This is a genomic window from Actinoalloteichus sp. AHMU CJ021 (assembly GCF_002895405.1).
Lineage (GTDB): Bacteria > Actinomycetota > Actinomycetes > Mycobacteriales > Pseudonocardiaceae > Actinoalloteichus_B > Actinoalloteichus_B caeruleus.
Map to the genome: position 1 here is coordinate 507,183 of NZ_CP025990.1, position 13,717 is coordinate 520,899.

The 13,717-nt window shown below is 72.1% G+C and carries 8 protein-coding genes; 2 read left to right on the plus strand and 6 right to left on the minus strand.

From position 1 onward, the window contains the following. Positions 1-254 precede the first annotated feature (254 nt). Both C1701_RS01775 and C1701_RS01785 read left to right on the plus strand, forming a co-directional pair. Positions 255-3,023, plus strand: coding sequence for a DEAD/DEAH box helicase (locus C1701_RS01775; RefSeq protein ID WP_051314344.1), 2,769 nt, complete (start codon positions 255-257; stop codon positions 3,021-3,023). A 450-nt stretch (positions 3,024-3,473) separates the two neighbouring features. After that, positions 3,474-3,818, plus strand: a complete 345-nt coding sequence (locus C1701_RS01785) for a hypothetical protein (RefSeq protein ID WP_026420502.1) — start codon at positions 3,474-3,476, stop codon at positions 3,816-3,818. Positions 3,819-4,157: 339 nt separating this feature from the next. Here C1701_RS01785 and C1701_RS01790 read toward each other — a convergent pair whose 3' ends face one another. From C1701_RS01790 to C1701_RS01815, 6 genes are all read right to left on the minus strand, one after another. After that, a complete protein-coding gene (locus tag C1701_RS01790) occupies positions 4,158-7,286 on the minus strand; it encodes a ThuA domain-containing protein (RefSeq protein ID WP_337662073.1) in 3,129 nt (1,042 codons plus the stop codon). 564 nt (positions 7,287-7,850) lie between these two features. Continuing rightward, positions 7,851-8,714, minus strand: coding sequence for a sugar phosphate isomerase/epimerase family protein (locus C1701_RS01795; protein ID WP_030106560.1), 864 nt, complete (start codon positions 8,712-8,714; stop codon positions 7,851-7,853). A 66-nt stretch (positions 8,715-8,780) separates the two neighbouring features. Further along, on the minus strand, positions 8,781-9,968 hold the full coding sequence (locus C1701_RS01800) for a substrate-binding domain-containing protein (protein WP_103055404.1): 1,188 nt from the start codon (positions 9,966-9,968) through the stop codon (positions 8,781-8,783). Further along, the gene (locus C1701_RS01805; protein WP_103055405.1) at positions 9,965-10,993 is read right to left on the minus strand and encodes an ABC transporter permease; all 1,029 of its coding nucleotides are present in this window, start codon (positions 10,991-10,993) and stop codon (positions 9,965-9,967) included. Before C1701_RS01805 ends, C1701_RS01800 begins: the two co-directional genes overlap by 4 nt. Continuing rightward, entirely contained in the window at positions 10,990-12,006 is a 1,017-nt protein-coding gene (locus tag C1701_RS01810; RefSeq protein WP_103055406.1) for an ABC transporter permease, read from the minus strand. The genes C1701_RS01805 and C1701_RS01810 overlap by 4 nt, the downstream gene beginning before the upstream one ends. After that, positions 12,003-13,478: a sugar ABC transporter ATP-binding protein gene (locus C1701_RS01815; protein WP_211256643.1), complete on the minus strand. Its 1,476-nt coding sequence runs from the start codon at positions 13,476-13,478 to the stop codon at positions 12,003-12,005. Before C1701_RS01815 ends, C1701_RS01810 begins: the two co-directional genes overlap by 4 nt. Positions 13,479-13,717: the final 239 nt, after the last annotated feature.

The following is a 13,717-nucleotide window of genomic DNA, read 5'->3' on the forward strand; positions in this document are numbered from 1 at the left end:
GTCCCGGCGGTGGAAGTTCCCCGACCGGCCACGCCGGGCCGAGCCGACCGGGTGGTCTCGGCGACGTCCACGCCACCGCCGGCCCGGTGCACCGGCTGATGACGAGTTCGAGGACGGGGGTCGCCGAACCGCCCCCGACACCCGCGACCACTGCCCCGCGCACCCACGGCCGCCGACGCGGAAACCCTTGTCTACCAGCGGTTTCCCGGCTGGCTATACTGCGCTGCACCCGTCGCCGAGGAGAGAGGTCCACTGTGTCACTCCCGGCCGACGAACTGTGGCGGCCGGTGGGCGGGACCATCCCGCGACGCCAGTGGATGAAGATCACCGACCCGGACGCCCTGCCGGCCGAGGTGCCCGGCGACACCGAGTTCCGGGTGCTGCTGCCCGCCGACGACCGCTTCACCGTGCTGCGGGAGAAGTTGGCGGCCAGTTCCATCCCGGTGCGCCAGGTGCCCTACCTCCTGGAACAGGAGACGATCGCCGAGTACCAGGACGCGCGGGGCCGCGACCGGCTCACCGTCATCAGCGCCGAGTGCGACCTGGGTCGCGTCGGGCCGGCCCGGCTCGTCCGCACCGACGGGCGGTCCGCCGAGGCGGCGCGGGAGGCCTTCGACCTGCTCTGGCACGCCCACGCCGACACCGGTCCCGCCGCCGGGACCACCGTCCCGGTCGCCGAACTCACGCCCCCGGAGTGGGCGCGGTTCCTGCCCTTCCCGACGTTCAACCCGGCCCAGGCCGAGGCGGTCCCGCACGTCGTCGACCACGACGGCCACCTGATGGTGGTGGCACCCACGGGGTCGGGCAAGACGGTCATCGGCATGGCCGCCGCCCTGCGGGCCATCCTGGGGCAGGGCCGCAAGGCGGCCTGGCTGGTGCCGCAACGGTCCCTGACCGACGAGCTCGACCAGGAACTCCAGGGGTGGCGCGGGCACGGCCTGCGGGTGGAACGGCTCTCCGGCGAGTACAGCGTGGACGTCGGCCGGGTCCGCGACGCCGACCTGTGGGTGGCCACCACGGAGAAGTTCGAGGCCATCTGCCGGACCTCGTCGCTGCGGGAGGCGCTGGACGAGGTCGGCTGCGTCATCGTCGACGAGATCCACCTGCTCGGCGACCAGACCCGGGGCCCGGTGCTGGAGGCGCTGCTCGCCCGGATGCGGGGCGACGCCACGGCGCTGCGCCTGGTGGGCCTGTCGGCCACGGTGTCCAACGCCGACCAGGTGGCGACCTGGTTGGGGGCGCGGCTGGTGCGCATCGGCTGGCGGCCGAGCCGCCTCACCTGGCAGCTGCCCATGATCCCGATCAGCGGCGACTGGGCTGCAACCGACGCGACCCGCACCCGGTTGGCGGCGAGCATCACCGACCGGGTCACCGCCGACGGCGGCAGCGTCCTGGTGTTCTGCGGCAGCAAACGGTCGGTGCGCCGCACCGCCCTGATCATCGCCGCCAGCCGGGGTGCCCGCACCGACGGGGTGCACCCGGACGACCTCGAACGGCTGCACGAGGTGTGCCTGGGGGCGGGCGTGGGCCTGCACTACAAGGGCTGGGACCACCGGCGCGAGGCCGAACGTGGATTCCGGTCCCGGGAGCTGTCGGTGCTGGTCGCGACCTCCACCGTCGCGGCCGGGGTGAACCTGCCGGCCCGGGCGGTGGTCGTCCGCGACACCCAGGTCGGCTTCGACGAGATCGACGTGGCCACCGTCCAGCAGATGTTCGGCCGGGCCGGCCGGGTGGGGGCGGGTGAGGACCAGGGCTGGGCGTTCCTGGTGGTGGACGAGACCGAACGGCCCCGGTGGCAGGGGCGGTTGGTCGCCGGGAACACCGTGTCCTCCCAGATCCAGTCCAGCCTGCCCGACCACGTGCTCGCCGAGGCCGTGCAACAGCGCCTCTCCACGGTGGAGGAGGCCGAGGCGTGGTGGGTGGGGACCCTGGCCCACCACCAGGGCAGTCGGAGCCTCGCGCCCCTGCGGCAGGCGCTGTCGTTCCTGGTGGACGGTGACTTCCTGACCGCGACCACCGGGTCCGACGGCGTCGAACGGTTCACCCCGACCGAGCTCGGGGTGCTGACCGCGCGGCTCATGGTGTCCACGACCGTGGGTCAACAGTTGCGGACCGCGTTGGCCAGGGCGGCCGTGCCCGGTGACGCCGACGCCGCGGAACGCGTGCTGGTGGACACCCTCGCCGGCGTGGTCCCCCGCCTGCTGAACGCCCCGGTCAGCGAGGACATCAAACCCACCGTGGCCCGACTGCTGGCCACCGGTGGGCGGCTGGACGTCACCCCCGATCCGGAGCCCCGGGCCGGGGCGGGGCGGGGGCCGCTGGTCAGCCACACCGCCTACGCGCAGGGCGACCTGGCCCGCGCCGTGCTGCTCACCGTCGCCAACAGCCCCCGGTCGTTCCACCCCCGGGCCCGGGTGATCGGCGGCATCCCCTACCCGACGATGTACGCCGTGCTGGAGGAGGCGCCGCGCTACCTGCACTGGTTGGGCACCCAGGGCCAGTTGGGCACCGTTCACCCGTGGGTGGCCATCGTGGCGGCGGACCTGGGCCGGCGGGTGCGCTGGCGGCGCTGCCAACCGTCCCGGGGGGCCGGCCGGCTGTTGTGGATGGTCGAGCAGATGGCGACTCCGGTGCACGCGGCCGACGGGGTGCCTCCCCTGTTCCGGGCGGCGACCGCGCGGGGCCTGACCAGTCCCGACTGGACCTCGTCGGGGATGCCGAGGAACTGCCGGCTCGACGAGGCCGACTACGCCGCGCTGCTGCGGGATCGGGCGACCCGGGTGCAGGTGGAGGAGCTGGGGGACCTGGTGCGGGCGACCGGGCCCACCGGGTGCGTGTTGGCGACCTGGGCCGGTCGGGCGTTCCACCTGACACCCCTGCACCGGGGGGAGGCGGAGTCGCACTACCCGGAGGGCCCGGTGCGGCATCGGGGGGCCGCGGTGTTCACCTGGCGCGGTGACTACCGGGCGTTGGGGTGGTTGGCCGACTACGACGGGTTCGCGCCTGAAGCGGACGCCGACTGACCTGGTTCGCGGCGGCCGTGGGCAGTGGTGGGCCGCGCACTCGGGCGGCTGGGCCGGTCAGCCGAGTCCTGGCGGGGGCGGTCGACCCGGTGGGTCGCGCTGCCCGTGGGTCTCCGTCCACCGATGGGCCTCGGCGACGACCGGGTCGTTGACGAGTGGGTCAGGTCCCCGGTGGCAGCGGAGCCGCGGGTTGCTCGCGTGGCACCGCCGGTGACCGGTTCCCGTCGGCGCCTGGAGGTGGAGAGCTTCCTGCCCCGACACCGTCGCCCGGATCCCCGGAAGTCGTCGGGCGAGAACGGTTGACGGAACCGGGCCGGCATTTCCCTCAGTGCGCGGGAACTGGGCCACCGAGGTTCGCGGAAAGGTTTCAGCCAGGTGGCCCTTGTTCCGCCGGGTGTCATCTTCCACATTGATGATCAGTAGAGCTGACCACGTGATCCTGGGGGAACGGTGAACACCTACGAGGAGCTTCGCACCGCCGTCACCAACAACGACGGGCTGCACAAGACGACGATGGACACGCTGAAGAAGATCCAGGGGGCGGGACGGCTCGGGGTGCACGTGCGCAGCGACATCAGCCGGAAGCTCGAATCGCACGGTCTCGGGCACCTGCCCCGGGAGCTCCCGCCCAACCAGGAGGACGTGGTCCGGCTCTACCTGTTGGGCAGCCGGGTCGCCGACATCGTCAAGGCCGTCCTCAACCCCAGCGACCGGGGGGACGACACGCTGCGGGCGATCGGCGGTTCGGAGGCCGAGGACCTGGTGCGCCAGATCCGGCAGCTCGTCTGCGGCTGAGCCCGGGGACGAGCTGGGGACGAGGAGGGGGCGAGGAGGGCGGACCGGCGAAGCGCCCGCCCCCGGGAGGACCGGCTCGCCGGTCCGGAACCGAGGACCAGCGTCGGCGGTTCGTCCCGGCGGAGCACCCCGCGTGTGGTGGGTCCGCCGGGTCACCCGCCCGGCCCACCGCTGGCCCCGTCCCGGTCGTCGCGGCTCCCGCACCGGACGCGGTGCGGCGGTGGCGGGTGGGCACCCCGCCCACCCGCCACCGCGTGTCCGCACCGATCCCGTGGGCACGGCGGCCCTCGGTCAGCCGGCCCTCGGCCGGTCACCTGGGTCCGCCGCGACCTCCGGCGCTCAACTCGCCGGGGGCACCCCCACTCCGGCTCCCTCGAACAGCAGGGAGTCCAGGTCGAAGCTGTTGTTCGTCCCGGTCCGGAACACCAGGTACACGGTGTGCGTGGTGTCCAGTTCCGGCAGCGCGGTGACCTCCGTCGACTCGTAGCTGGACCAGCCGCCGGTGTTGGGGACCTCGGTGGTGGCCACCAGCTCGCCGTCGGGGGAGTCCAACCGCAGCTCGATCGACCCACCCGAGGCGACCGAGGACACCCGGTAGCTCACCGCGTCGATGCCGACCAGGTTCATCGGGTCGAAGGCGATCCAGTCGCCGTCGCTGACGTCACCCACCCGTGCGCCCGACTCGGCGCCCTCGTCGCGGACCACCCGCACCCCGCTGGAGTCGGTGAAGTACTCGGCCTGCTTGTGCTTGGGTTGGAGGATCACCTTGTCGTAGCCGGTCAACGGTGGCGCCTGGTCGAACCAGCCGTCGTCGGTGTAGCGGGCGTTGAGCACGTAGTAGAGGTTGGCGCCCTCCGGGTGCCCGCCGAGGTCAGCCGTGTTCACGGTGTTCCCGCAGCCGGGCAGGTCCTCGGTGGGGTGCTCGTGGTCGTCGTGGCCCAGCGCCGGGTTCACCAGCACCCGGTCGCAGTCGGTGTGCCGGTCCTCGACGTCGGTGACCGAGACCTCGTAGGACACGTCGTCACCGAACTCGATGAACCCGCCCTTCGGCGGCCAGTCCACCGACACCTCGGGGGCGGTGTTGCCGACGGTGATCTCCAGGTTGGCGTGGGCGCTGGCCCCGTCGGGGTTGGTCACCACCAGTTGCGCCCGGTACACGCCCCGCCGGGAGTAGCGGTGCTCGGGGTTGGGTTCGGTGGAATCGACCACCCCGTCCCCGGTCAGGTCCCAGGCGAACTCCAAGTCACCGCCGCCCCGGTCGTAGCTGCCCTCGCTGGAGAACGCCACGTCCAGCGGCAGTCCCCCGTTGGTGCGGGATGCGCTGGCCACGGCGACCGGTTTGGGCTGGCCCTGGTTGTACTCGATGCGGTACAGCCCGGCGTCGGAGTTCCCGCCGCCGAACTGGCTGCCCCACTCCAGCACGTACAGGGCGCCGTCGGGGCCGAAGCCCATGTCCATCGGCTTGCGGAACTCCTCGTCGTCGAGGAAGTCGTTGATCTTGAGCAGTTCGTGGTCCTCGTCGAGGCGGATCTCCTTGACGTAGTCCCGGGTCCACTCGTAGAGGAAGTGGGCGCCGTCGTAGTACTCGGGGAACTTCGTCTCCGACGGGTTGTCCGGGTCGTACCGGTACACCGGGCCGCTCATCGGCCCGCTGCCGCCCGAGCCCAGCTCGGGGAAGTGCGGCGACTCGTCGTAGCCGTACCAGACCAGCGGGGCCTGGGCCGGGGGCAGCTCGACCAGGCCGGTGTTGTTCGGCGACTCGTTCACCAGGTTGTCGCAGTCGAACTTCTCGCCGACCTCACCGGTGTCGGGGTCGTAGGGGGCGTAGGGCTGGTTGTCGCCGTGGCAGAACGGCCAGCCGTAGTTGCCCGGTTCCTTCAGCAGGTTGTACTCGACCAGGCCCTCGGGGCCCCGGTCGGTGGTGGGGCCGCCCCGGTCGGGCCCGTAGTCGGAGACGTGCAGGTAGCCGGTCTCCTGGTCCACGCTGAACCGGAACGGGTTGCGGAAACCCATCGCGTAGATCTCGGGCAGGGTGTCGGCCGTGCCCGGGGGGAACAGGTTGCCCTCGGGGATGGCGTAGCCACCCTCGTCCAACGGTTGGATCCGCAGGATCTTGCCGCGCAGGTCGTTGGTGTTGCCGGAGGTGCGGGCCGCGTCCAGCATCTCCTGGCCCTCACGCCAGTCGATGGGGGCGTAGCCCTGCCAGTCCGGGGACAGGTTGGGGGCGACGTCGTCTCCGACGCCCAGGTAGAGGGTGCCGTCCGGGCCGAAGGCCAACGCGCCGCCGGTGTGCCCCGGCTCCGGGTAGGTGCGGCTGCGGTAGCCGGGCACCTCCAACAGCACCTCCTCGGTGGCCGGTTCGAGGGCGTTGCCGGCCACGGTGAACCGGGACAGCCGGTTGACGTCCTCCTCGCTGTCGATCGGCGAGTAGTACAGGTAGATCCAGTCGTTCTCGGCGAAGTCCGGGTCGAGGGCCAGGCCGACCAGGCCGTCCTCACCGCCGGTGTAGACGTCGAGCCGGTGCGCGGTGGTGGTCGCGTTGGTGGCGGGGTCGAAGACCTTGACGGCGCCGCCGCGTTCGGCGAAGAACACCCGGCCGTCCTCGGCCACACCCAGCTGCATCGGGTCGCTGATGGCGGTGTCCAGCGGGGTCTTCTCGAAGTACTCCCACACCGTTCCGCCGCAGTCGCCGGCCTCGACCCCGGCGGCCCACAGGGTGCCGCCCACGACGTGCTGGTAGAACTCGGGGTCGTCGGTGAAGGAGGCGATCTCGTGGCCCATCGCGGTGGCCCACACCCGACCGCCCTCGGGGGTGTGGCACCAGGAGATGGGGTGGTCGGGCCCCATCGCGTCGCCGCCGGGGTTGAAGGTCCGCTCGTCGGCGTCGACGAGGACGTGCACGTTGCCCCGGGCGCTGTAATCGAAGTTGTACCACTCCTCGGCCCGCTGCCAGCGGTCCGGCAGGTGCCGGGTGGAGGGGTGGACGCGGTCCAGGACCCGGGCGGTGCCGTCCAGGGTCCCCGGTGAGTGGCTGGGCATGGACGGGCCGCCGTTGATCACCTCGTCCCACCAGGGGAACTCGTCCTCGATGCCCATGTCCAGGGTGTTGTGGATGGCGACGATGCCCCCACCGCCCCGCAGGTAGTCCTGCACCGCGGCGCGTTCCTCGTCGGTCTCCCACACCATCCCGGAGTTCTGCAACATGATGATGACGTCGAACTGGGCGAGGTCGTCGTCGTTGAAGATGGCGGAGTCGTCGGTGTGCACGAGGTCGAAGTCGTGCTCCTCGGCCTGCCGGTGCACCATGTCGATCCCGGCGGGGATGGAGTCGTGGACCCAGCCGACGGCCTTGGTGAACAGCAGGGCGGTGAACTGGGGGGACGCTTCCGCCTGTCTGGGCGGGGCGACCAGGAACAACGCTGGCACGAGTGCGGCCAGCACGAGGGTGACGCTGAAACGGCGGCGCACCGATCTCCTCCTCTGCCTCCCGGGATGGTCCACCGCGGACCGCCGTCAGGCGGTCGTTCCCGGTTCCCGGACCCGGCGGGAGGCGTCACGAACCGCCGCCGCGAGCCGACATCGACCGCGACGGGGAGACGACTTCCCTCTCTGGTGCCGAGCGAACCGCCGGCGAATGGTCAGCCAGCGACTCAACCGTGACATGCGGTGGTAACACGAGCATAGGAATCCGACATCGTGATGTCCATGACACAAAACGGTTTTCCCGTTTTCCGTCCCCATTTTCCGGCCTTCCCACCAGCGGGAACATCGTGGGCACGCCTCGATTCCGACCGGCATGGGAATCGCCGGTCGGGACCACCTCGACTGTTCTGACGAAAAGGGGGAGAAACGCGGTGCGCGATCACACGCCGGCGAGGTGCGGCGTCCGGGAATTCGCCGGCCGACGAATGCTGTCCTGCTCCGTTCCCCTCCCCTTCCCTTCCCTTCCTCTCCTCTTCCTCTTCCCTTCCCCGGCCAGGTTCCCGGCGGTGAGCGACCTCGCGGGCGGCGAGGCCGGGACGCCGCCCCCGCCTAGGTGCCCAGCCGGGTCAGGGCGCCCCGCAGGAACGCCAGGCCCTCCACGGCCAGCGCGTCCTGCGACTCGGCCAACGGCCGCCACACCGAGGCCGCCCTGGCGATGGACTCGGTGTGCGCGGTGAACGACTCCACGCACAACGCGCCCCGGTAGCCCACGTCCCGCAACGCGCCCAGGAACCCGGCCCAGTCCAGGTGGTCGGCTCCCGGGGTGCCCCGGTCGTTGGCGCAGACCTGGACGTGGGCGATCCGGTGCCCGGCGGCGTGGACCGCCCCGGCCAGGCTCCGCTCCTCGATGTTGAGGTGGTAGGTGTCCACCATCAGGCCCACCGCCTCCTCCGGCAGACCACGCAGGGCGGTCAGCGCCTGGTCGACGGTGTTGACCACGCTCGTCTCGTACCGGTTGAGCGGTTCCACGGCCAGCACCACGCCCCGTTCCGCGGCGTGGTCGAGCACGGGCCGCAGGCCGGCCCGCAGCCGCGCGTAGACGTCGGCGCGTTCGGCCTGGTCCATCCGCCAGGCCGCACCCACCGGGGCGTAGGTCGGGCCGCCCACCACGCCGGACCCGAGCCGCACGGCCACGTCCACGCAGTGCCGGAGGTACTCCTGGGTCGCCTCGACGTCGGCTCCCGCACCGACCAGGTCACGTCCCTCGGACATCACCGCGATCACCGCGGCGCAGTCCAGGTCGCGCTCGGCGAGCACCTCGGCGGCCCGCCCCGGGTCGAAGTCACCCGGCTGTTCCACCGGGAGTTCCACCGCGTCGAAACCCCAGGCCGCCAGCCGGGGCAGCAGCGTGGCCACCGCCTCGTCGTCCAGCGGGGAACCCCAGATCCAGGTGTTGGCGCCCAGTGCGAACATGCCCGTCCCTTCGTCTCGAACCGGTCCTCGACCACACCGGGTCCCCGACTGCCTGGCGTGGGGTGCTCACCCGCCCCAGGCGGCGGGGAAGTCGGGCAGGTCCTCGCAGCCGCACAGCGCGTAGTGCTGCGGGGGCATGTCCGGTTGGAGGTAGTCGTCGAGGGTGTCCTGGGTGATCACCGGCTGCGGCAGCACCCACTGCTCGGGGATCTCCTGGCCGCCGAGCACCCGCAGCGCCGCCAGCACCGGCGTCCGCCACTGGAAGGTGGGGTAGCCGGGGGCGACCGCCGTCAGTCCCCGCTCGTCCCAGGCCTGGAGGAAGTCCTGCTGGTCCTCACCCGTGATCGGGGGAACCGGTACCCCGGCGTCCTCGAACGCCTCCACCGCCGCCACCGCCGTCGCGCCCGCGTCCATCCACACGCCGTCCAAGCCGCCGAACCGCTGGATGTAGTCCGAGACGGTGTTCTTCACCGTCGCCGGGTCGTCCTCGGTGAACTGGACGCCGACGACCTCCAGGTCGCTGTCCTCGAACACCCGCTCGGCCGCCGCCCACCGGTGTTCGAGCACGTCCACGCCGGGTGAGATGCGCAGCGCCAACACCTGGCCGCCCGGTTCCACCTCCTCCGCCAGGAACTCGGCGCCGGCCGCGCCGTAGGCGTACCCGCCGATGGGGCTGATGAAGGTGACCGGGCAGTCGGTGTCCACGCCCCGGTCGAACACGATGACCGGCAGCCGCTCGCAGGCCGCGGCCACCGCCGGGGTCAACGTGGCCGTGGTGTTTGGGGAGACGATGAGCAGGTCGCAGTCCTGGCTGGCCAACGACTGGATGTCGGAGATCTGCTTGTCGTCCTGGCCCTGGGCGTCGAGCACGGTGAACTCGGCGATCTCCGGGTGCAGGTCCACCTCGGCCCGCATCGTCCGCCACCCCACGGACCGCCACGGGTTGAACAGGCCGGCGTTGGAGAAGCACAGGTGGTACGGCCCGTCCTGCTGGTACTGCTCGGTGGGCACGTACTCCGGTTCCAGCGCCTGCTCCCACGGGCGGTCCGCCGGACCGTCCGGGGTGGCCTCCCGCAACGCCAGCTGCCGTTCGTACTCCGCCTGGTCGAAGAACTCGGAGGCGGTGGCGTCCGCCCCGGTCTCGTCCCCGGCGGTGGGACCCGACCCGGCGTCGGGGAGGTCACTGGTGCAGCCGGCGACGAGCAGCGCGGCCGCCGCGACCGCCACCCCGACCGTCCTCGTTCTCGTTCTCATACCGACTCCCTGACGGGTTGATGGGTCCTCGTGGCCCGCCGCGACCAGGAGATCCCCCCGACCGCGACGGCGGTGATGACGATGACGCCCTGCACGGCCGACTCCAACGCGCCGGACACCCCCAGCAGGGTCAGCAGGGTGAACAGGGCCTGGAGGGAGAAGGCGCCGGCCATCGCCGCGACCACCGAGCCCCGGCCGCCGCCGAGGGCGACACCCCCCAGCACGACGGCGGTGATCGCCTGGAACTCGTAGCCGGAACCGGCCTGCGCGGACACCCCGGTGAACCCGCCGACGAGGATCGCGGCCACCGCGGCGGCCACTCCGGACAACGCGAACGCCAGGATCCGCAACCGGGCGACCCGCACCCCGGCCAGCCCGGCGGCGACGTCGTTGTCACCGGTGGCGACCAGCGTTCGGCCGGTGTCGGAGCGCATGAACAGCACGGCCGCGACGCCGACGACGGCCAGCACCACCACCGCCCACGGCAGCCACTCGGCGCCGGGGACCGCGGAGCGCCCCAGCATCCGGTAGTCCTCCGGCAGGTACCCCCGGGGCGCGCCCTGCGTCCAGAAGAACACCGCCCCTTGGAGGACCAGCATCATGCCGAGGGTCGCGATGAAGGAGGGCACGGCGAACACGGTGGACACGATGCCGTTGACCACGCCCACCAGCAGGCCCCCGAGGAGCAGCACGGCCACGACCACCAGCCACGGCAGTCCGGGAGCCAGGTTGAACAACTCGGCCGCCACGACCACCCCGGCGCTGACCACCGCCCCCACCGACAGGTCGAAACCACCCGAGACGATCACCAGGTACTGCCCGGCCGCGAGGATCACCAACGGCGCGGAACGCCGGAGGAACGCCAGCAGCCGCTCCGGATCGAAGAACCCGGGGTCGACGACCGCCAACGCGACCAGCAACGCGACCAGCAGCACCAGCACCGGCGCCACCGCCCGCAACCCGGCCAGCGGGGCCGGCCGCCACCGGGGGTGCGCCGCGCCGCTCGCCGGCTCCGTCCCCGTCATGACCCACCCCGCGTCCCGCGGCGTCGGGCGCCGACGCCGCGCCGCGCGTAGAGAGCGACCGCGACGACGATGACGACGCCCCGGACCACGTTCTTGAAGAAGGGATCGACGGCGAGCTGGTCGAACACGGTGTCCAGGGTGGCCAGGATCAGGACCCCGCCGACCGTGCCGGCGACCCCGCCCCGGCCACCGGCCAGCAGGGTGCCACCGAGCACGACGGCCGCGATGGACACCAGGTCGTACTGCGCCTCGGTGCCCGCCCACGGCGCACCCGCGCCCAACCGGCTCGCCAGGAACACCCCGGCCAGGCCCGCGCACAGGGCGCACAGGACGTGGGCGGTCACCCGGGTCCGGGTCGTGGGCACCCCCGACAGCCGGGCGACCTCCTCGTCACCGCCGACCGCGTAGATGTGGTGCCCCAGCCGGGTGCGCCGCAACACGAACCAGGTGACCGCCACCGTGGCCGCCAGTAGGAACACCGACACCGGCACCGGGCCGAGCCGGTCGTAGCCGAGGTGCTGGAACGAGGTGGGCACCGCCCCGGCCGGGCCGGTGTAGTTGTGCTCCAGGTAGCCCCGCAGGATCAGCGCCATCCCCAGGGTGGCGATGAACGCGTTCACCCCGAGCCGGGTGACGACGAGACCGTTGCCCAGTCCCACGACGGCGGCCACGGCCAGGGCGGCCAGCACACCGGGGACGACACCGGCGGTCTGCATGGTCTGCGCGGTGACGAGGCTGGTCAGGCTGACCAGGTAGGCCACCGACAGGTCCAGCGACCCGGCCAGGATCACGTAGGTCTGCCCGACGGCGACCAACCCGAGGGCCACCGAGTTCTGCAGGATGGTGACCGTGTTGCCCACCGTGACGAAGTCCCCGCCCCGCGCGGCGACCGCCAGCCACCCGACCAGGTAGACGCCGACCAGGGCGAGGTAGACGACCGCCACCGGCCCGCGCGGTCGAAGTCGGACGAAGGCACCGGACCGGCCGGTCGGTGTCACCGAGGGGGCCGTCACACCGCCACCTCCGCGCCCGTGCTCAACCGCATGATCCGTTCCTCGCTGGGCCGCGCGGGCAGCTCCCCGCTGATCGTGCCGTCCCGGAACACCAGGACCCGGTCGCTCATGCCGATCAGTTCGGGCAGCTCGGAGGACACCATCACCACCGACAGGCCGTGCCGTGCCAGGTCGCGGACGAACTCGTGGATCGCCGCCTTGGCGCCGACGTCCACGCCCCGGGTGGGTTCGTCGAGCACGAGCAGCCGGGGGCGGGCCGCCAACCACTTGGCGAGCACCACCTTCTGCTGGTTCCCGCCCGAGAGGAACCGCACCTCCCGGTCGCTGGCCCCGGCCCGGACGTCGAGCCTGGTGAGCAGCTCGCCGACCTCCACCGGCTCGACCTCGGCCCGGCGGCGGCCGGCGAAGGCCGCCCGCAGCACCAGCAGCGCGTTGTCCAGCACCGGCTGCCGCAGCACCAGTCCCTGCCCCTTGCGGTCCTCGGTGACCAGGGCGATGCCGGCGCGGATGGCGGCGCGCGGGGAGTTCGGCCGCACCGGTCTCCCGTCCAGCCACATCTCCCCGGTGGTGAAGGGGTCGGCCCCGAACAGCGCCCGGGCGAAGGAGGTGCGGCCCGATCCCTGGAGGCCGGCCACCCCCACCACCTCCCCGGCCCGCACCTCGACGGTGATGTCCCGCAGCCGGTCGTTGCCGGCGCCCCGGACGGCGAGCCGCACCTCGCCGAGGTCGCCGGGGGCGGCCAGCGGGGGGTGGTAGTCGCGAAGTTCGCGGCCCACCATGAGCCGGACGAGTTCGTCCCGGTCGGTGTCGCGGGTGGCCAGGGTGCCGGTGACCCGGCCGTCCTTGAGGACGGTCACCCGGTCGGAGAGGTCGAAGATCTCCCGCATGCGGTGCGAGATGTAGAGGATGGCGATGCCCCGGGCGGTGAGCCGCCGCACCAGGTCGTACAGCAGGTCCACCTCGTGTTCGGCCAGCGGGGCGGTCGGCTCGTCCATGACGAGGATCCGCGCGTCCCCGGCGAGGGCCTTGACGATCTCGACGACCTGTTGTTGGGCGACGGAGAGACGTCGCACCAGGGTGCCCGGGTCGAAGGAGACCGCTCCCACCTCGGCGAGCAGGGCCCGGGTGCGTTCGACCATCGCCGCGCGGTCCACGAGGAGCCGTCGCGGGCCGCGCCCGACGGGTTCGCGTCCGAGGAACACGTTCTCGGCGACGGTCCGGTCGGGCAACAGGGTGAGTTCCTGGTGGATGATGCCGATTCCGGCGCGGCGGGCCGAGGCCGGATCGGGAAAACGGTGGGGTACGCCGTCGATCTCCAACCGCCCCGAATCGGGTTGGTGCACGCCCGCGATGACTTTCATGAGCGTGGATTTCCCGGCGCCGTTCTCCCCGACGACGGCGTGCACCTCACCGGGGGCGAGGTCGAGGTCGACCTCGGTCAACACCCGAATTCCGACGAAACTCCTCGACATTCCGCGCACGGTGAGCAGTGGTGTTCCCCGTTGATTCACCAAACCTCCGCAGGCCGTCCCTCGCCGTCACGGTAGAGGCTTTCGTCGGCGCAGGACAGAAGTGCGGATGCGTCTCGTCGGGTTAACGGTTTTCCTTTTTCGTATCGTTCGGATTCGAGACGAACGAATGGTGGTCCCGTTCGTCCACCGATATGCCGGACCGGCTCGTCCTTCCAGGGCAGGCGTGGGCGGCGGACGGT